Origin of the sequence: Sphingobium sp. B2D3C, from assembly GCF_025961835.1 — a bacterium.
Taxonomy (GTDB): domain Bacteria; phylum Pseudomonadota; class Alphaproteobacteria; order Sphingomonadales; family Sphingomonadaceae; genus Sphingobium.
Genome location: NZ_JAOQOK010000001.1, coordinates 1,494,338 through 1,513,415 on the forward strand (window position 1 = coordinate 1,494,338; position 19,078 = coordinate 1,513,415).

Genomic DNA, 19,078 nt, shown 5'->3' on the forward strand with positions numbered 1-19,078 from the left:
TGGCATGTCGATTAATCTTGGCCGATTAATCTGGCCACGCTGCTAGCCCAGCACCAGAGGCGGTGCAGCAAGCTTTTCCTACGATCCGCCACAGTTTGGCTTGGGCAGTCGCGCCTGAGTTTGCGACTGCCCCGTGAGAAGCGGGCCCTTAAGCCTCTTCTGCCGCCTTCTTCTTTGCCGGCGCTTTCTTCGCGGCAGGCTTCTTGGCGGCGGCCTTTTTGGCAGGCGCCTTGGCGGTCGCGGCCTTCTTCTTGGCCGGTGCCTTCTTGCCCTTCTTCTTGGCCGGCGCGGCGGCCGCGCGCGCATCGATAAGCTGAGCCGCTTCCTCCAGCGTCAGCGCGTCCGGCGCCACGCTCTTGGGCAGAGTCGCATTGGTGGTGCCATCGGTGACATAGGGGCCATAGCGGCCTTCCATCAGCTTGATCTCGGCCTCGGTGCGGGGATGTGCGCCCAGAACCTTGAGCGGCTCGGCGGCCTTGCGGGCGCCGCCGCGATTGGCGGCATCCGCCAGCTTCGCGACGGCGGCATTCATGCCCGTCTCGAAAATCTCCACGGTAGAGCCGAGCCGCGCATATTTACCCTCATGCGCCAGATAGGGACCATAGCGGCCGAGGCTGGCGACGATCGGCTTGCCGGTCTCGGGATGGTCGCCGATCGTCCGCGGCAGCGAGAGCAGCTTGACCGCCCAGTCGAGCGTCAGTTCGCCATCCGGCAGATCCTTGGGGATCGAGGCGCGCTTGGCTTCCTTGCCATCGCCCATTTCGACATAAGGCCCGAAGCGACCCGACTTGCGCAGGATCGGCTCACCGGTCTCGGGATGCTTGCCAAGCTCTTCGGGCCCGGTGTCTGCCTCGCCGCTGCCCCCAGGCTGGCCGAATTTGCGGGTGAACTTGCACTCGGGATAATTGGAGCAGGCGATGAATGCGCCGAAGCGCCCGCCGCGTAGCGACAGGCGCCCGTCCGCGCACAGCGGACAGGCACGCGGATCGCTGCCGTCGGCCCTCTCCGGGAAGAGCATCGGCGCGAGAAATTCGTCCAGCTCCGCGGTGATCTCGGACGGCTTGCGATCCATGATCTCGACCGTCTTGGGCTTGAAGTCTCGCCAGAAGGCTTCCAGCACCGCCTGCCACTGGGCCCGGCCGCCGGAAATCTCGTCCAGCTCATCTTCAAGACCGGCGGTGAACTCATAGGCCACGTAGCGCTCGAAGAAGCGCTCGAGGAAGGCCGTCAGCAGCCGCCCGCTCTCCTCGGCAAAAAACCGGTTCTTCTCGACACGGACATAATCGCGATCCTTGAGCGTCTGGATCGTCGAGGCGTAAGTGGACGGGCGCCCGATGCCCAGTTCCTCCAGGCGCTTGACCAGGCTCGCCTCGCTGTAGCGCGGCGGCGGCTGGGTGAAGTGCTGCTCGGCGCGCACATCGCGCTTGGCCGGCTGGTCGCCTGCGGACATGGCAGGCAGCAGCTTGCCGTCCTCATCCGCCACATCGTCGCGGCCTTCCTCGTACAGGGCCAGGAAGCCGGGGAACAGCACGACCTGCCCGGTCGCCCGCAACGCGTGCTGGCCGGTGCCGTCGGTGAACTCGACCGCCGTGCGCTCCAGCCGCGCCGAGGCCATCTGGCTCGCCAGCGCGCGCTTGAAGATCAGATCATAGAGCTTGGCATGAACGCCCGAACCCACGCTCTCGCGCGTGAACTCGGTCGGGCGGATCGCCTCGTGCGCTTCCTGCGCGTTCTTGGCCTTGGTCTGGTACATGCGCGGCTTGTCCGGCAGATAGCCACCGTCATAGCGGTCCGCGATGGCCTTGCGCGCGGCGGAGATGGCGCTGCCATCCATCTGTACGCCGTCGGTCCGCATATAGGTGATCGCGCCGTCTTCGTAGAGCTGTTGGGCGACGCGCATGGTTTCGTTGGCTGAAAGACCGAGCTTGCGCGCGGCCTCCTGCTGCAGCGTCGAGGTGGTGAAGGGCGGCGGCGGATTGCGGGTGGCCGGCTTGGTCTCGACCGAGGCGACGGTGAAGCGCCCGGCTTCCACATCAGCCTTGGCGGCCTTGGCATCGCCTTCTTTGCCGATGGTCAGCCGGTCTATCTTCTCGCCACGCCAGCGGACCAGCCGCGCCTCGAAGCTCTGCCCGGCCTGCTCCAGATCGGCGGTGACGGACCAATATTCCTGCGGCGTGAATGCCTCGATCTCGCGCTCGCGCTCGACGATGATGCGCAACGCAACCGACTGGACGCGCCCGGCGGACTTGGCGCCGGGCAGCTTGCGCCACAGCACCGGCGAGAGCGTGAAGCCGACCAGATAATCCAGCGCGCGACGGGCGCGATAGGCATCGATCAAATCTTCATCGAGCGCGCGCGGCGCCTTCATGGCCTCGGTCACGGCGGCCTTGGTGATGGCGTTGAACGTCACGCGATCGACCAGCTTGGGCAGCGCCTTCTTGTTGCGCAGCACTTCCTGCACATGCCAGCTGATCGCCTCGCCTTCGCGATCAGGGTCAGTCGCGAGGATCAGACGGTCGGCCTTCTTGGCCTCGTCGGTGATCGCCTTGAGCTGGCGCGCCTTGTCGCCATAATTCTCCCAGGCCATCGAGAAGCCATCGTCCGGATCGACCGAGCCGTCCTTGGCCGGCAAATCTCGAACATGGCCGTAGGACGCCAACACCCGGAAGTCGCCTCCCAGATATTTTTCGATGGTCTTGGCCTTGGCCGGTGATTCGACGATGACGAGTTGCATAGAGTTCCGCTAACGATCCTTACGTGTACGCGCGAGTCTGGAAACGGCTCGGCCGCAACGTCAAGCGAAATGCTTACTCGCCGACATCGGGCTTGTCGGCTGCCACATGCCGGCGGTGCCACGTCGCCTGCCGCCAGATATAGATCAGCACGATCAACAGGATGATGCCCGTCGACAGCGGCCCGAGGAACTGCTCAATATTGCTGAACCGCCGCCCGAGCACCCAGCCGGCAATCGCCAGGCCGGAGCTCCATGCCGCAGTGCCGACTGTCGACCACACGAAAAAGCGGACCAGCCGCATCCGCAGAACGCCGGCGGGAATGGAAATGACCGAGCGAATGGTCGGGAGGACTCGGCCGATCATCACGATCGGCCCGCCGAAGCGCCGAAACAGGCCCTGCGCGCGCTCGACTTCAGGCCAGTCGAGCGTCAGCCAGCGGCCGTATCGCTCGATGAGGGGGCGGAATCGATGCAGGCCGATCATCCGCGCCAGCGCATACCAGAACAGATTGCCGGCCATCGCGCCCGCAGTACCGGCCAGGATCACGCCGCCCAGCCCCATGCCACCCCGCGCGGCGAGCACGCCCGCGACCGGCATGATCACTTCCGATGGGATTGGGGGGAACACGGTCTCCAGAAGCATGAGCAGGAACACGCCGAACAGGCCGGTGCTCTCCACGATATCAAACACCCAATCCTGCATTGAAAACTCCAGTCCAGCGCGCGTTAGCGTTAGGAGACGGGCGGATCTGCAACACGCAGACCCGCCCTGCCTCAACACCCATCAGCGCAAATAGTTGATGATCGCATAAACGCCGATGGCGCAGAGCAGAACAATTATCGATATCGCCGTATAGCCGAAGGGCGAAATCCGCTCGATATGATCCTTGTAGAAGCGCTCATAGCCGGGCCGCAGGTCATCGCGAGCGGACAGCATCGCGACATCATAGGAGGAGGCCTCCTTGCGATACCAGTGGAGAAGGCGGCGCAAATCGTCCTCGTTCAGGTCAGGATATGCGGCGATCAAGGCGTCGATGCGCGCCTGCGCAGCGACAGCCCCGGAGTCGGGGGTCGTCAGTTGTTTCATGATAATTGTCCGAAGTTCGGGTGAGATAGGGCGCCGAGAAGGCGCGATTACCGAGCTTCAGACAGAGGGAGGCGGGCGTGGGCCTTGGTTGCGGCGCGCCGCCTGATCGTGGGTTGGGTCAGTGCGGTCCAGCCGCGGCAAGAATTGGAGGACCGCCTCTGTGTGCCCTGCCGCCACGACATCGGGCGCATAGGGGAGCGGCGGCAGCGCCTGATGCAACTCCGCCTTGGTAAACTCGCTCCGCCCCGGCGGGACCAGCGCAACTTCCACCGTCGAAGCGCTGAAAGCCGAGCCGTTGCGCGGCTGGAATGTCGCGGCACCGTCGGGCCATGCCTGCACCGCGATGAGCGCAAGGAGCAACAAGGATAGCAGCCGGCGCATCATCGCGCCGGGCAGTCCTCGCCCCTGCCAGGCGGGCGGCGTGTCAGGCGATGCCACCTCAGGCAAAGCTCACCCGTCCCCCGGCATGGCGCTGCAGACGACCGGCAATCTCAAGCTCCAGCAGCGCCGTCTGCACGCTCGCCGGTGCTAAGCCGCTCTGCCGGATCAGTTCGTCAACCGCCACCGGGCTGAGGCTGAGCAAGCCCGTCACGCGCTGCCGTTCCGCCTCCCCCAGATCGTCAGATGGCGGCTGCGACAGGAAGTCGCGCTGCCCCGAGCGCAGCGCGCGCGGATCGAGCGACGCGATCGCCTCCACGACATCCTGCGCGCTTTGCACCAGCGTGGCGCCGTCGCGAATGAGGGCATTACAGCCATGGGCGCGCGGATCGGCCGGAAAGCCGGGCACGGCCATCACCTCCCGCCCCTCCTCGCCCGCCAGCCGCGCAGTCAGCAGCGAGCCCGAGCGCGGCGCAGCCTCCACCACCACCGTACCCAGGCTCATCCAGGCGATGATCCGGTTGCGGGCGGGAAAGTGGCGGGCAAGCGGCTCAGCGCCGGGCGGCAGTTCGGTGAGCAGCAAGCCCTCGCGCGCAACCCGCTCCTGCAGATCGGCATTTTCCGGCGGGAAATTGACGTCGATGCCGGACCCGATCACCGCAACGGTCCGCGCGATCCCGGCCCCCTGATGCGCGGCGGTGTCGATGCCGCGCGCGAGACCGGAGACCACGACGATGCCGGCCTCTTGCAGGGCATGGGCCAGTTCTCGCGCAAATCGGCAGGCTGCGGCGGAGGCATTGCGCGCACCGACGATGGCGACACAGCGCTCAACGCCCAGCCCCGCGTTGCCCCGGGCGATGAGCACCGGCGGGGCACCTTCGGCCTGGCCGAGCAGAGCCGGGTAATCCGCCTCGCCCAGAAACAGATAATGCGCGCCCAGCCGCTCGACCTGCGCGATTTCGGCATCGACGCTGTGGCGATCACAGGGCTTGAAGCGCCGGTTTCCGCCGCGCGAGGCGAGATCGGGCAGCGCCTCCAGAGCGCGTCCCGCCGTGCCGAAGCGGGCTAGCAGTTGCCGATAGGCGACCGGGCCGATATTCGGCGTCCGGATGAGCCGCAGGCGATCGTACCGATCTGCGTTGAGCGTCGTCATGCGGCGCGGGAGCTTCCCACGCGCGGTTCTTCCCCGCGCAGCAGGCGCGCGATGTTCAACCGATGCCGCCACAGCACCACGAGCGCCATGCCGGCGATGGGCGCCGCCAGATCGGGCCGGCCAATCAGCAACGCTGCCACCGGCGCGCTGATGGCCGCGCTCATGCCGCCCACCGAACTGATCCGAAACAGGGCAAGCGCGGCCAGCCAGACCGCCGCAAAGACCAGTCCGGCGATCCAGGACAGTGCAAGACATACGCCCAGCATCGTCGCCACGCCCTTGCCGCCGCGAAACCGCAGCCAGACCGGATAACAATGCCCCCCAAAGGCCATGACGCCGCCAATAGTGGCGCCGCTGAGGGCCATATCACCGACCGGCATCAGCCATGCGCCGACCATCGCCGCCACGGCACCTTTCGCGCCATCCAGCAGGAGCGTCGCAGCCGCGAGGCCTTTGCGTCCGGTGCGCAGCACATTGGTCGCGCCGATATTACCGGAGCCGATCGCGCGCAGGTCCCCTGCCCCAGCCAGCCGCGTAAGGATGATGCCGAAGGGGATGGACCCCAGAAGATAGCCGACAAGCGCGACAAGGGCCGGCAACTGCCATTGCATGGGAATTCTGCTCCTGTTTCGCTGGTGACCTTTGCGCAGCGGCGGGCGATCTTGCAAGCGGGGATCGCGTGCGAGCGCCCGGCGGATGGCGCGGACAGGCCCATCGCATGACTTTAATTTGCAACATTTCTGTCATCGATCCATCACAGGATCATGGCAGCGCAACCCGAGATGAAGACAATCGCGGTGTTCAGCCTCAAGGGAGGCGTCGGCAAATCCACCTTTGCCGTTAATCTGGCATGGGCCTCGGCAAGCCTCTCTGCGCGGCGAACATTGCTGTGGGATCTCGACCCGCAGGGCGCAGCGACCTGGCTCCTGGCCGCGCAAACAGAAACGCGCGACGCCGCCCGCGCGGTCTTTGCGCGGCAGCTGGAACCGGAAGACATCTGCCAGCCCACCGCCATCCCCGGCCTCGATCTCTTGGCCGCAGACATGTCCCTTCACGGTCTGGAGCGGCTGCTCTTCGATCTGGGTAAAAAGCGCCGGTTGGCGAAACTGCTCGCCGGGCTTGCACAACGTTACGACCGCGTCATCCTGGATTGCCCGCCCGGGCTCACCGAGACAGCCGAGCAGGTGCTGCGGGGCGCAGATCTTGTCGTGGCGCCGGTGATCCCCTCACCGCTCGCGCGCAAATCGCTCGATGATCTGGCCGGCATCCTGATCCGGCGCGGCGGATGGCATCCCCCGATCCTGCCGGTGTTCTCTATGGTGGACCGGCGGCGCAAGCTCCATGCCGAGGCGCTCGGAGCCCATCCCGACTGGCCAATCGTCAGCTATTCCAGCCTTGTCGAGCAGATGGGCGCCCGGCGCGCGCCATTGGCCACCTTTGCAGCTCAGAGCCAGCCGGCCGAGCAATTCGCTACGATCTGGCAAGCCATCGAGCGCCGTCTCGCCAAAGGGTGAGGCGAAGGGATCAGGCGACCTGCGTCGCTGAGCGGCCGAACAGGCCGATGCTCTCGTCTCGCGACATGGGCCGGCCGAAATAATAGCCCTGGATCTTCGAGCATCCCAGCGCCCGGATGATGTCATATTCCCCTTCGGTCTCCACGCCCTCGGCGGTGGTCTCCAACCCAAGGCTGGTGGCCATCGCCACCACCGCGTTGATGATGGCGAGGCTCTCACGCTGGCCGCGAGCGGCGCCGTGAATGAAGCTTTGATCGACCTTGATGGTGTCGAACCGTGCGCGGGAAAGGTAGCCGAGCGACGAGTAGCCGGTCCCGAAATCGTCCAGCGAAAGCCGGATGCCCATTTTCGCCAACCGATCGAGCGCCTGGGACGCGCCCGTCTCCTCCTGCATGAACACGCTCTCGGTCACCTCCAGCTCCAACCGGCTAGCGGGAAGTCCGGACTGCGCCAGAGCTGCGCTGATCTGCGGGACGATCTCGGGATCGCACAGCTGCTGGGCCGACACATTGACCGAGAGGCTCACCGCGTCAGGCCAGTGACAGGCGGTCTTGCATGCCGTCTCCAGCACCCAAGCGCCAAGGCGGGAGATCAGCCTTGTATCCTCGGCGATAGGAATGAAGCGGCTGGGCGGAATCGGCCCAAGCTGGGGGTGCGTCCACCGGCACAATGCCTCGAAGCCGATGACATGGCGGGAGCGCGCATTGACGATGGGCTGGTAGACCAGATGGAATTCACCGGCCTCGATCGCATTGCGCAACGCCAGTTCGAGATTGCGGCGCTCCTCTGCATCGGCGTGCATCGATGCCGTAAAGCGCAGATGCTTGCCCCGCCCTGCCTCCTTGGCGCGATACATGGCCAGATCCGCACTGCGCATCAGCATGTCCGCATCCGTGCCGTCCTGCGGTGCCATGGCCGAGCCGATGCTGGCGCCGATGAACAGCGTCTGCCCATCGAGCACATAGGGTCTGGACACGACCTCGATGATCGCGCTCGCCAGCCGGTCGACATAGATGGGATCGGCCACCTCGCGCACGACTACGGCAAACTCATCGCCGCCGAGCCGACCGCAGACTTCGTTGAGCGAGCAGACGCCGCGCAAACGTTCGGCAACTTGAGCCAGAAGCTGGTCGCCGACATGGTGACCCAACGTATCGTTCACCGACTTGAACCGATCGAGATCGATCATCATGAAGGCGCACCGCGTCTGCCACGTCTGCGTGTCTTCGACGGATTTGGCCAGTTCCTCGCCCAGATTGAGGCGGTTGGGAAGATTGGTGAGCGTATCCAGCCGGGCGAGTTGCGAAATGCGCTCGTTCGTCTCCTTCTGCACCGTGATATCAGAGCCGACGCCGCGAAATCCCAGGAAATTGCCGGCCTCATCCAGCCGGGGAGATGCGGACAATGACCACCAGCGACGCGCACCGTCGACCGTGCCGGACAGGCACAGGTCGGAAAAGGACACCCGGTCCTTGAGCTTCTCCGCCAGCACATGAAGGGCCGGGTCGAAATCCCCGTTCGTCCAGGTCGATCCTGCCAGCACTTGGAGGATGGATTGCCCGTCCACCTCCTCCACCGTCTTGCCGAGCATCCGCGCAAAGGCCGGGGAAACCCCGGTCAGGCGACGGGCGGTGTCGGTCTGCCACAGCACATCGGCCCCGTCGCGATCATGCTCGCGCAGCAGGAGACTGACAACCTCGCGCTTTTCGGCCAGCGCCTTGCTGGTCGAGACCTGCACGCCGAACTGGTGCGCCTGCCAGAGGCTTGTCGCCAAAGCGAGCAGAGCATAGATCGCCACGACACCCGCCAGAAAGGGATCGGCATGTCGCAGCATCATCCAGACGGTGCCCGCGCCGATCGACAGGATGAAGCCACTGGCGGACAATGCGGTGGACTGGAAAGAAATGGCCACCGAAGCCATCAGGCAGCAGGCGATGGTCCAAAATGTGACCACTTCTTCCGGCCTGGCTTCGCCGGTGAAGAGCACCATTGCGGCGACCCATATGGCGCCCTGCAGCCAGCAGATCGCGCCATGTCGCAACAATGCGGCCCGCGTCGCATCGGCATAATCCGACGCCACATTGACCCGGCGCAACCGCAGCAACTGCGCTTGTGAAATACCGAGCACCAACATCCAGACAACGAACATCCAGATATTGATATGGTTGTAAAACCGCGCGCCCACGAGCATGGCCGAGATGGCCGTGATCGTAGTGAAGAGCCCCAGCATCCGGTCTGCGGAGCGCAACTGGCTCCCGCATACAAGGCGCCCCTGCGCCCCGGGAAGCGGGCGGAATCCGCACAACAAGCCGAGCGAAACGACTTCCGTGGCGGGCGCTGCGCGCTGGTCTGGGACGGTTGAACGCTTGGTCACGGCGCGGTCGTATCGCGCGCAGGTTATCAACCCGTAAGCAAGCGCTCGCAGTCTTTTACCGCGTCAACCGCCCCCGATCAGGCTGCGATGTCATAGGGCACGATTTCCCCGGTCAGATACAGGGTCCGCGCCTTCGAGCGGCTGAGTTTGCCCGAGCTGGTGCGCGGCAGCGAGCGCGGCGGCACCAGTTCCACCACGCAGTTCATACCGGTGATCGAACGGACGCGCTCGCGAATCTCTTCCCGCAGCCGTGCGCGCTCGACATTGTCGGATACGCGGCAATGCACCAGGACGGCGGGCGCTTCCTCGCCTCCAGCGGTGGTGATGGCGAAGGCGGCAATGTCTCCCTGCTTAAAGCCCGGAAGCTGCTCTACCGCCCACTCGATATCCTGCGGCCAGTGATTCTTGCCGTTGATGATGATCATGTCCTTGGCGCGGCCGACGATGTACAGATAGCCATCCGAGAGATAGCCCATGTCGCCGGTGTCCAGCCAGCCATCGGCCATGCAGGCATCGGTCGATTCCTGATCGCGGAAATAGCCGACCATGAGCGAGGGACCGGTCGTCCACACCTTGCCGATGGTCCGCTCGGCCAGCGGGCCGCCGAATTCGTCGCGGATTTCGACAGTCATGCCCATCACGGGCTTGCCGCAATTGACGATCGCGCGGAAGCGCTGCGGGCGATCCTCCACGGCATGACCGCCGGACAGTTCGGTTTCCTCGACCAGCTCCACCATGATGCCTTCACCCGGCGGCATGATGGTCACGGCCAGCGTCGCTTCAGCCAGGCCATAGCTCGGCAGGAAGGCCTTGGGCGAGAAGCCGGCTTCCGCAAAAGCATCAACGAACTGCTGCATCACATCCGGGCGGATCATGTCCGCGCCATTGCCAGCCAGCCGCCAGCGCGACAGGTCGAAGCGTTCCGAGGCCCGGGTCTGGCTCGACATGCGGCGCGAACAGATATCGTAGCCGAAGGTGGGTGAATAGCTGATCGCGGTGCCCTGATGGCGCGAGATCATGTCCAGCCACGCCAGCGGACGGCGCGCGAAATCCTCGGTCTTGAGGTAATCGGTGGAAACCTGATTGGCGACGACCGACAGGAAGCAGCCGACCAGACCCATGTCATGATACCAGGGCAGCCAACTGATGCAGCGGTCGCTATCGATCAGCTCCATGCCGTGGCTATGCGCCGCGAGATTGCTGAGCAGTGCCTTGTGCGTCACCGCCACGCCATGCGGAAACCGCGTCGATCCGCTGGAATACTGCAAATAGCAGATGTCATCCGCGCTCGCCTGCGGCAGCACACAAGGCTTCACCGGGGCCGCAAGGAAGTCATCGAAGCTGAGCGGCTCCACACCCTTGCGGCGCGCGGCCTCACCGGCCATTTCGCTCAGTTCGGCGGGGAAGAGCAGCATGATCGGGTCACAGCTGTCGAGCTGGACGCAAAGCTGGTCGATATAGCTTTCCTTACCGCCAAAGCTGGTCGGCAAGGGCAGCGGCACGGGCCAGGCACCGGCATAGACGATGCCGAAGAACAATTGGGCGAACTCCGGGCCGGTCTCGGCGATCAGGGCGATCCGCTGCTGGGGCTGAACACCCCGCGCGATCAACCGATAGGCGCAGGCCAGTGCATCGCCGCGCATTTCCGAAAAGGGATAAGGACGCGCAAGATTGCCGCGCGCATCGTGAAAGTTAACTCCACGAACACCTTGGGCCGCATAATCGAGCGCGGCGCCCAAAGTATCGAAATCGGCAAAGCGCCGCTCAAGCCGATCTTCCGTCGGTGTTGGCTGCATCACAAATGACCCTTCTTTTTCCGCCAGAAATCATCCCCTTAGCTCAGGGCACGGCGGCAGTTCTCTTGCGTCTACGCCTGGCTGGCTTGCGCTTGTCTGAACCGAAAAGCCGCATTCTATGCCCGGCCCTACCTCGTTCTTGCGCGAGTTAGGCGCGTTTACTTTAAGACAGGGAGTGTGGCACAAAAATGGCGTATGACGCCGCGCCCGCAAAAATCGCCGCCAAAACCGCTTGTCGAAGCGAGCCTTGAGGCGCTGGCTCTCCACTATGTCGGGCGCTTTGCGACCAGCCGGGGCAAGCTCACGGCCTATCTCGCGCGCAAGCTGCGCGAGCGTGGCTGGGCTGGCGATGCCCCGCCCCCGACCGAGCGGATCACGCAGAAGCTGGTCGATCTCGGCTATGTGGACGACCGGGCTTATGCCGAGATGAAATCAGGGGCGATGCAGCGGCGGGGCCTCGGGCAACGCCGCATCGCGCAAACGCTGAGGCAGGACGGGATCGACGAGACAACATCCGAGCAGGCCGCGCCCGATGCTGCCGCCCAATGGGATGCGGCCGAACGACTGGCCCGCCGCAAGCGAATCGGGCCCTTCGCCGCCGAGCCGGCCGACCGGCCGCTGCGGGAAAAACAGATCGCGACCTTTTTACGGGCCGGCCACAGCATGCAGACCGCCCGCAACTGGATCGAAAGCGCACCGGGCGAGTTGCCCGAGCGACCGGAGACCCTGTCAGCAGAGGATTGGGAATGACGAAGAGGTGGCGGATCGGGCGTAGCCTGGACATCGGCGCGCTGGCGGCAGCGCTCGTGCTTTCCGCCTGCCATGCGGCGCCGGAGGACAGCGCTAACACCTCAGCGGTTGCCAATAGCGCGGCCCTGCCCGCTGGCAGCACCGAAGTTCGCATTCGCACGTCCAGCGGCCAGACCCATCGCTTCGTCGCGGAAATGGCGGTGGACAAGGACGCGCAGCAGCACGGCCTGATGGGCCGCGAGACGCTGGCCGCCGATGCCGGCATGATCTTTCCGTTCGCCTATCCTAACATGGCATCCTTCTGGATGAAGGACACGCGCGTGCCGTTGGACCTGTTATTCATCCGCACCGACGGTACGATTGCCGACATCCTGCAGGGCGAGCCGAACAGCCTGCGCCCGCTCGCGGCCAATGAGCCGGTGACGGCGGTGCTGGAAATCCGGCAGGGACGTGCAGAGGCGCTCGGCATCGCCAAGGGTGACCGGATCGAATGGGGCGATTGTACCACGGATGCAGGCGCCGGTGCCGGTCGCGCGCCCGTGTGGCGAGCGGATCGCTTCTGCCCCTCGTCGCAGCGCTGAGCCGTCTTCATTCGATTCCACGTTGCCAATCCCCCGTGAGTGCGGCTAAGCGCTCTGGCCATGGGACTGCTCGGCAAGATCTTCACCTGGTGGGACGGCGCCACCATCGGCACCTCGCTGTTCACTTCGCGCAAAGGCACGAAAGTGGGCGAGGACCATCAGGGCAATGTCTATTATGAAGGCGGCACGGACCCGAATGGCCTCACGCGCCGCTGGGTGATCTATAAGGGCGCCAATGATGCCAGCCGCGTGCCTGCAGAATGGCATGGCTGGCTGCATCACAGCATCGACGGCACGCCTGAGAGCCATTTGCCGCCGCCCCGCATCTGGGAAACCGAATTCACGCCCAACCAGACCGGCACGCCGCAGGCCCATCTGCCTTCCGGCGCCATCGCTGCCGGCGGTCGCCGCCAGATGGCGACGGGCGATTACGAAGCCTGGACGCCGAATACGTGACGATTCTCCGGTCCGCGCGGCCGGGCCGATGGTTGCTCGCGCTCGGCATCATTGGACCGCTGACGGCCTGCGGAGACCCCGAGGCTGCCCGCAATGTCGCGGTTGTGCCGGAAGAGCGCACGCAGGACGAGCGCCCCGTGAAGGTCGAGACCGGCTTGCCCGGAACGCCGATGGCAGAGCGCGTCGCGGAGATCGGCCTGCTCAACAAGCGCAACGGGATCACCCAGAAATTCACGATGAAGCCGGGCGTGGCGTTGCGCTCGGGCAATGCCATCATCCGCCTGCGCGCCTGCGAAACCACCGCGCCGTGGGAAATGGACAAGGAAACCGGCGCATTCGTGCAGCTCGACGTGCTCGAAAGCCGCGACAACAAATGGCACCGCACCTTCTCCGGCTGGCTGTTCAAGGAACGGCCTGACCGTAATGTAGTGCTGCACCCGATCTACGACGTCTGGGTGATCAGCTGCGCGATGAGCTGGCCGGAGACCGGGCCAGACACGGTGCGCGTGGCGGATCGCAGCGCACGGTCGGCCGGCGCATCCGGCAACGAATCGAGCGCATCGAACGCGGCAGAAGCACCCGCAACGCCATCCGCCCCGGCCGAAAGCGCTGCGCCTAGCAATCCCGAATAGGCCTGCGCGTCAATCTCCACCGCGCCCAGGGAGGCAAGATGCGGGGTCATGAACTGACAATCGAGCAGCGTAAACCCGCCGACCCGCAGCCGGGCGACCAGCCAGGCTATCGCCACCTTTGAGGCATCGCGCCGCCGACTGAACATGCTCTCGCCAAAGAAGGCCCGCCCCAGCGCCAGACCATAGAGCCCGCCGACGAGATGGCGCTCGCCATCCTCGTGGCTCCACACTTCCACGCTGTGCGCCAGCTTGCCGTGGTGCAAGCGCACAAAGGCTTCCTCAATGTCCCGATTGATCCACGTCGTCGGGCGATCGCTGGCGCTCTGCGCGCATAGTGCGATGACCTCCTCGAACGCGGTATCCGCCGTGACCTCGAACCGGTTGGCGCGTACGGTCTTGCGCAAGGATTTGGAGAGGTGAAAGCCATCGAGCGGCAAGATCGCCCGCCGCTCAGGCTCCACCCAAAAGACCGAATTGGCGGCACGGTCGTCGGCCATGGGGAACAGCCCGACCGCATAAGCGCGCAACAGGATCGGTAAATCGATCGCCATTCCCGGCCTTTAGCATCCCCACCGGCGTTTGTCGCGCCCGTCCCTTGGGGCAAAAAGGGCTGGCAGGCGCCACCGGGAGGCGATAGCGATCCGGCACAGTCTGGAGAGGAGCAAGCCTGTGGCAATTTTCGTGCTGGTTCATGGCGCCTGGGGCGGCAGCTGGGGTTATGGCCCCCTCGCCCGCGAACTGCGGTCCGCCGGCCATGAGGTTCATGTGCCCTCGCTCACCGGCCTTGGGGAGCGTGCTCATCTGGCGCATGGCGGCATCACGCTCAGCGATCATATCGCCGATGTTGTCGGCCTCATCGATTGCGAGGGCCTGCGCGACATCATCCTCGTCGGCCATAGCTATGGCGGCATGGTCATCACCGGTGTCTCTGCCCTGCGCGGCAGCCGCATCCGCAGCCTCATCTATCTCGACGCCTTCCTGCCGAAGGACGGCGAAATGCTCTGGGACATCGTCGATGACGGGACGCGGGCGATGTATATCGAGAATCAGCGGCAGACGCCGGGCCTCGTCCAGCCGATCTTCCCGATCCCGCCGGGGCGGGCCGGGCGCGTCTCGGGCCACCCGCTCCTCACCCTGCTCGAACCGGTCAAGCTTGGTGGCGAGGAGGACGCGGTTGCGCGGCGGACGTACGTCTTTGCGTCCGCCAGCCCGCTCGGCTCGTTCGCGCCGTTCCGCGCGCGCTGCACCGCAGACCCGGCCTGGGACGTCCACGAACTCCCCACCAGCCACATGATGTGGGACGACGATCTCCCCGGCATCACTCGCATCCTCCTCGAGGACGCGGCGAAGGACGAATGACGACAAGTTGCGGAAAGCGCTGTTGACCGCTTGCGCCCGCCTTCGGGTCGCGTTAAGGGCAGCGCCTTCACCGGCACAGGGGTGTAGCTCAGCTGGTAGAGCGTCGGTCTCCAAAACCGAATGTCGTAGGTTCGAATCCTATCGCCCCTGCCAAAACTTGCCCCGAGGCGCCCGAGCGCGTAGAGGCAAGGACGGTTGCGAAATGCAGGCGGCGGGCCGGCCGGAGAAAGCTCCGGGTGCGGTCCGCTTTCTTGTGTTTCAAAGAGTTCTGGTTTCATCTGAAAGAGCAGGCTGAGCGTGGCGAAAACCTCCCCCATCGAATTCGTGAACCAGGTCAAGGCCGAGTGGAACAAGGTCACCTGGCCGACCTCGCGCGAGACGGTGATGACCACGATCATGGTGGTGATCCTGACCACGGTGCTCGGACTTTTCTTCTTTGGCATCGACACGTTCTTTGGCTGGATCGTTCGCACGCTGCTGGGTTTGGCCGCGGGCCAGAGCTGATCGCCGCTCTCCCGACCAAGACGAATTGAGGAAACGATAAAATTATGGCGCGCTGGTACATCATCCACGCTTATTCGGGCTTCGAGAACAAGGTCCGCGAGTCCATCCTGTCCGAAGCCGAGCGCATGGGTCTGGCCCAGCTCATCGAGCAGGTCGAGGTGCCGACCGAGACCGTGACCGAAGTGAAGCGCGGCAAGAAGGTTCAGGTCGAGCGCAAGAACATGCCGGGCTATGTGCTCGCCAAGCTCAGCATGAACGATGATATCTACCACCTCATCAAGAACACGCCCAAGGTCACCGGCTTCCTCGGCAATTCCGGCAAGCCGCAGCCGATCAGCGAGGCGGAAGCCGCCCGCTTCTTCGGCGCGCGCGAGGAAGCCGCCGCCCAGCCGCGTCACAAGGTCAATGTCGATTACGAGATCGGCGACAGCGTGAAGGTGATGAGCGGCCCGTTCGCCAGCTTCATCGGCACCGTCGAGGAACTGGATTTCGAGAAGAGCCGCGTGAAGGTCTCGGTTTCGATCTTCGGCCGCGCGACGCCGGTGGAACTGGACTTCGAGGAAGTCGAGCTTTCCAAATAAGGCCTTCGACAGCCAATTTTTCGAGCCGCCGGTCCCTGATCGGCGGCTCTTTTCTTGTGTCGAACGCGGGAATGACGGGCAGGAAACGCCGAAAAGGCACAAACGCGCCGCGCCGGTCTCAGCCGTTCTTCCACCTCATCCAACCTGACCATCGCGCAGGGCGATTGCGTTGGCGCGGCGAATAATCCCTTGATTGCGCAAGCACCGCAACGGTGCCGCATCAGGAGAGATTAGACGTGGCAGGGAGCAGGAGATCGTGGATCGCAGGCATGGCGCTGATGACGGCGCCGCTGCTCCTCGCGGGACAGGACGCCCGATCAGGCGGCATGCAGCCAGCCCATGTCACCAGCGAGCGGATGCGGGCGCCGGACGCACCCGCCAGCGCCGGCAGCTGGATGGCCTATGGGCGCAGCTATGACGAGCAGCGTTATTCGCCGCTCACCCAGATAAACGACAAGACCGTCCAGCGGCTTGGACTGGCCTGGTACGATGATTTGAACACCTACCGCGGCGTGCAGGCGACACCGCTGGTGGTCGATGGCGTGATCTACAACGCCTCCGCCTTCAACATCGTGACCGCCTATGATGGACGGACCGGCCGCAAGCTGTGGACCTATGATCCGCAGGTCGAGCGGCAATGGGCGCGGCTGGCCTGTTGCGGCCCCTCGACCCGTGGCATTGCGGCGTGGAACGGCAAGATCTACGTCGCCGCGCTCGACGGCCGGCTGATCGCCGTGGATGCGCAGACCGGCAAGGCGGTCTGGACGGTGCAGACCTTCGACCGCGCGCATCCCTATTCCATCACCGGCGCGCCGCGCGTGTTCGATGGCAAGGTGGTGATCGGCCATGGCGGCGCCGACTATGGCGTGCGCGGTTTCGTCAGCGCCTGGGATGCGGAGACCGGAAAACAGCTATGGAAGTTCTACACCGTGCCCGGCGACCCCGCCGATGGCCCCGACGGCGAAGCCTCGGACGCGGCGATGAAGATCGCGCTGCCGACCTGGCACGGGGAGTGGTGGAAATATGGCGGTGGCGGGACTGCGTGGGACAGCTTCGTCTACGATCCGGCGCTCAACCTCGTCTATATCGGCACCGGCAACGGATCGCCGATCAGCTGGCATTTCCGCAGCGCGGGCAAGGGTGACAATCTGTTCCTGTGCTCCATCGTGGCGGTGGATGCCGACACTGGCGCCTATCGCTGGCATTATCAGGCGGTGCCGGAGGAAGACTGGGACTTTACCTGCACCCAGCCGATGATGCTCGCGGACCTGAAGATCAAGGGCAAGACCCGCCCGGTCATCATGCAGGCGCCCAAGAACGGCTTTTTCTACGTGCTCGACCGCAAGACCGGGGAATTGCTCTCGGCCGAGAAATTCGTGCCGAGCAACTGGGCCAGCCATATCGACATGAAGACCGGGCGGCCGGTGCTGTATCCGGGCGTGCATCTGACAACGACGCCCCAGCGCATCACGCCGAGCCTGCTCGCCGCGCATAGCTGGCACCCCATGTCGTTCAGCCCGAAGACCGGGCTGGTCTATTTCCCGGCCATGGAACAATCCATCGTCTATGCCCGGCAGCGGGACGAGGATTTTACCTTCGTGCCGTTCCGCAACAATGCCGGCTTCGATTATGCCGGCGCCACGCCGGAATGGGCCGCGCAGCGCAAGGCCTTGCAGGCAGAGGCGGATGCCATGGAGAAAGGCTATCTGCTCGCCTGGAACCCGGTGACGCAGAAAGAAGTGTGGCGCGTGCCCTATTCACTCCCCGGCTCGGGTGGCACGCTGGCGACGGCGGGCAATCTCGTCTTTCAGGGCACGATCGAGAAGACCTTCGCGGCGTACCGGGCCGACACCGGGCAGAAGCTCTGGGACATGAATGTCGACAATGTCGCCATCGGCGGGCCCGTGACTTACGCCATCGACGGCGTGCAATATGTCGCAGTGAATGTCGGCTGGGGCGGATCGATCGTCGCGGGGCTGAGCAAGATTCCCGGCGGCTTCCGGGTGTCACCGGCGCGGTTGCTGGTGTTCAGGCTGGATGCCAAAGGCGTGACGCTGCCGCCCCTACCGCCGCCGACGGCCCTGCCCCGCCCGCCCTTCCTCCGCGCCACCGAAGCGCAGGTGCGGCTGGGCGCGCAACTTTATGGCGAGACCTGCGCCCGCTGCCATGGCGAGAATGCGCGCGGTGGCCTCAAGGACCTGCGCTACATGACGCCCGACACGCGCGCGCACTTCCTCGATATCGTGCTGGAGGGCACCAAGGCCGATCTGGGCATGGCCAGCTTCAAGGGCGTGCTGGACAAGACACAGGCGGAGGCGATCCACGCCTACCTCATCGCGCGCGGCAATGAGGATTGGCAGGACGATGCCGTGCGGCAATGAGGGGCTAGTTCGTGCGGCCTAGCCGCGCCGCTGGGCGAACCAGATGACGTGGCGCGGCCCCTTGCCGTTCTCCCGCGCCTTCACCGCCACCTCGTCGACGATGAACCCGGCGCTCTTCAGCCGGCGGGTGAAGGCTTCGTCCGAGCCGGCGGACCAGACGGCGAGAATGCCGCCCGGCTTGAGCGCCCGCATCGCCTGGGAGAGGCCGCGCGCGGCATAGAGCCGGTCATTGGCCGGCACGGTGAGGCCGTCGGGACCATTATCGACGTCGAGCAAGATGGCATCGTAGCGCCCCTGCCCTTCCTCGATCAGCTCGGCGACGTCGCTGTGGACGAGATCCACGCGCGGATCATCGAGACAGCCGGCGGCCAATTCGGCCATCGGCCCCCGCGCCCATTCGATGATCTCCGGCACCAGCTCGGCCACCGTGACCTTCGCCTGCGCATCGAGCGCGCCCAGCGCCGCGCGCAGCGTGAAGCCCATGCCATAGCCACCGATCAGCAGATGCCGCCCCGCGCGGGACGGCAGCCGCTCCAGCGTCATCAGCGCCAGCGCCTTTTCCGATCCGCTCATCCGGCTGTTCATCAGTTCGTTGCGGTCCAGCACGATCATGAAATCGTCGCCGCGCCGGAACAGGCGCAGATCCTCGCCGCCGGGCACCTTTGCCGTGCCGAGATGTTCGCGGGGCTTCATATCGTTCCTTTCAACCGAGCCGTCCCTCTGGCAGACCCGGAGGCATCGCGCAAACGGTCCCGGCACTGTATGCCTCCGCGCGACTCTCCCCCCAATCCAATCCCC

The 19,078-nt window shown here is 65.0% G+C and carries 18 protein-coding genes, 1 tRNA gene and 1 pseudogene; 10 read left to right on the forward strand and 10 right to left on the reverse strand.

Annotated elements, in window-relative coordinates:
• Nucleotides 1–148 precede the first annotated feature (148 nt).
• From topA to plsY, 6 genes are all read right to left on the reverse strand, one after another.
• Nucleotides 149–2,734 carry a type I DNA topoisomerase gene (topA, locus tag M2339_RS06920; RefSeq protein WP_264570149.1) on the reverse strand — a complete coding sequence of 862 codons (2,586 nt, stop codon included), beginning with the start codon at nucleotides 2,732–2,734 and terminating at the stop codon, nucleotides 149–151.
• Between the two features lie 73 nt (nucleotides 2,735–2,807).
• Nucleotides 2,808–3,437, reverse strand: coding sequence for a DedA family protein (locus tag M2339_RS06925; RefSeq protein ID WP_264570148.1), 630 nt, complete (start codon nucleotides 3,435–3,437; stop codon nucleotides 2,808–2,810).
• Between the two features lie 81 nt (nucleotides 3,438–3,518).
• Nucleotides 3,519–3,821 carry a hypothetical protein gene (locus M2339_RS06930; RefSeq protein WP_264570147.1) on the reverse strand — a complete coding sequence of 101 codons (303 nt, stop codon included), beginning with the start codon at nucleotides 3,819–3,821 and terminating at the stop codon, nucleotides 3,519–3,521.
• 57 nt (nucleotides 3,822–3,878) lie between these two features.
• Entirely contained in the window at nucleotides 3,879–4,259 is a 381-nt protein-coding gene (locus M2339_RS06935; RefSeq protein WP_264587088.1) for a hypothetical protein, read from the reverse strand.
• Nucleotide 4,260: 1 nt separating this feature from the next.
• The gene (gene dprA, locus M2339_RS06940) at nucleotides 4,261–5,352 is read right to left on the reverse strand and encodes a DNA-processing protein DprA (protein WP_264587087.1); all 1,092 of its coding nucleotides are present in this window, start codon (nucleotides 5,350–5,352) and stop codon (nucleotides 4,261–4,263) included.
• Complete coding sequence (gene plsY, locus M2339_RS06945) at nucleotides 5,349–5,963, reverse strand: glycerol-3-phosphate 1-O-acyltransferase PlsY (protein WP_264587086.1); 615 nt, start codon at nucleotides 5,961–5,963, stop codon at nucleotides 5,349–5,351. The genes dprA and plsY overlap by 4 nt, the downstream gene beginning before the upstream one ends.
• A gap of 153 nt (nucleotides 5,964–6,116) precedes the next feature.
• Between plsY and M2339_RS06950 the strand changes: the two genes are divergently transcribed.
• Complete coding sequence (locus M2339_RS06950) at nucleotides 6,117–6,866, forward strand: ParA family protein (RefSeq protein ID WP_264587085.1); 750 nt, start codon at nucleotides 6,117–6,119, stop codon at nucleotides 6,864–6,866.
• A 10-nt stretch (nucleotides 6,867–6,876) separates the two neighbouring features.
• Here the strand turns inward: M2339_RS06950 and M2339_RS06955 are convergent, their stop codons facing one another.
• Together M2339_RS06955 and M2339_RS06960 are read right to left on the reverse strand one after the other, a co-directional pair.
• Nucleotides 6,877–9,240, reverse strand: a complete 2,364-nt coding sequence (locus tag M2339_RS06955) for a putative bifunctional diguanylate cyclase/phosphodiesterase (protein ID WP_264587084.1) — start codon at nucleotides 9,238–9,240, stop codon at nucleotides 6,877–6,879.
• A gap of 77 nt (nucleotides 9,241–9,317) precedes the next feature.
• Nucleotides 9,318–11,036: a fatty acyl-AMP ligase gene (locus M2339_RS06960; RefSeq protein WP_264587083.1), complete on the reverse strand. Its 1,719-nt coding sequence runs from the start codon at nucleotides 11,034–11,036 to the stop codon at nucleotides 9,318–9,320.
• A 195-nt stretch (nucleotides 11,037–11,231) separates the two neighbouring features.
• On the opposite strand from M2339_RS06960, the gene M2339_RS06965 reads away from it, so the two are divergent.
• From M2339_RS06965 to M2339_RS06980, 4 genes and pseudogenes are all read left to right on the forward strand, one after another.
• Nucleotides 11,232–11,786, forward strand: coding sequence for a regulatory protein RecX (locus tag M2339_RS06965; protein ID WP_264606274.1), 555 nt, complete (start codon nucleotides 11,232–11,234; stop codon nucleotides 11,784–11,786).
• Nucleotides 11,783–12,367, forward strand: a complete 585-nt coding sequence (locus M2339_RS06970; RefSeq protein ID WP_264587082.1) for a DUF192 domain-containing protein — start codon at nucleotides 11,783–11,785, stop codon at nucleotides 12,365–12,367. The genes M2339_RS06965 and M2339_RS06970 overlap by 4 nt, the downstream gene beginning before the upstream one ends.
• A gap of 60 nt (nucleotides 12,368–12,427) precedes the next feature.
• Nucleotides 12,428–12,823 (forward strand): NADH:ubiquinone oxidoreductase subunit NDUFA12, encoded by a 396-nt coding sequence (locus M2339_RS06975; RefSeq protein WP_181559488.1) that lies wholly within the window; start codon nucleotides 12,428–12,430, stop codon nucleotides 12,821–12,823.
• A gap of 236 nt (nucleotides 12,824–13,059) precedes the next feature.
• Nucleotides 13,060–13,230: pseudogene (locus M2339_RS06980) on the forward strand (DUF2155 domain-containing protein); the annotation flags it as partial.
• A gap of 35 nt (nucleotides 13,231–13,265) precedes the next feature.
• Here M2339_RS06980 and aat read toward each other — a convergent pair.
• The gene (gene aat, locus M2339_RS06985; RefSeq protein WP_181559487.1) at nucleotides 13,266–14,006 is read right to left on the reverse strand and encodes a leucyl/phenylalanyl-tRNA--protein transferase; all 741 of its coding nucleotides are present in this window, start codon (nucleotides 14,004–14,006) and stop codon (nucleotides 13,266–13,268) included.
• 118 nt (nucleotides 14,007–14,124) lie between these two features.
• Here aat and M2339_RS06990 point away from each other — a divergent pair, with 118 nt between their 5' ends.
• The 5 genes from M2339_RS06990 to M2339_RS07010 all read left to right on the forward strand — a co-directional run bounded on the left by M2339_RS06990 (nucleotide 14,125) and on the right by M2339_RS07010 (nucleotide 18,280).
• Nucleotides 14,125–14,814: an alpha/beta fold hydrolase gene (locus tag M2339_RS06990; RefSeq protein ID WP_181559486.1), complete on the forward strand. Its 690-nt coding sequence runs from the start codon at nucleotides 14,125–14,127 to the stop codon at nucleotides 14,812–14,814.
• A 77-nt stretch (nucleotides 14,815–14,891) separates the two neighbouring features.
• Nucleotides 14,892–14,967, forward strand: a tRNA-Trp gene (locus M2339_RS06995).
• 144 nt (nucleotides 14,968–15,111) lie between these two features.
• On the forward strand, nucleotides 15,112–15,318 hold the full coding sequence (secE, locus tag M2339_RS07000; RefSeq protein ID WP_181559485.1) for a preprotein translocase subunit SecE: 207 nt from the start codon (nucleotides 15,112–15,114) through the stop codon (nucleotides 15,316–15,318).
• Nucleotides 15,319–15,362: 44 nt separating this feature from the next.
• The gene (gene nusG, locus M2339_RS07005) at nucleotides 15,363–15,899 is read left to right on the forward strand and encodes a transcription termination/antitermination protein NusG (protein WP_181559484.1); all 537 of its coding nucleotides are present in this window, start codon (nucleotides 15,363–15,365) and stop codon (nucleotides 15,897–15,899) included.
• Between the two features lie 269 nt (nucleotides 15,900–16,168).
• Nucleotides 16,169–18,280 carry a PQQ-dependent dehydrogenase, methanol/ethanol family gene (locus tag M2339_RS07010; protein ID WP_264587081.1) on the forward strand — a complete coding sequence of 704 codons (2,112 nt, stop codon included), beginning with the start codon at nucleotides 16,169–16,171 and terminating at the stop codon, nucleotides 18,278–18,280.
• 18 nt (nucleotides 18,281–18,298) lie between these two features.
• Here M2339_RS07010 and M2339_RS07015 read toward each other — a convergent pair whose 3' ends face one another.
• Entirely contained in the window at nucleotides 18,299–18,973 is a 675-nt protein-coding gene (locus M2339_RS07015) for a spermidine synthase (RefSeq protein ID WP_264572662.1), read from the reverse strand.
• Nucleotides 18,974–19,078: the final 105 nt, after the last annotated feature.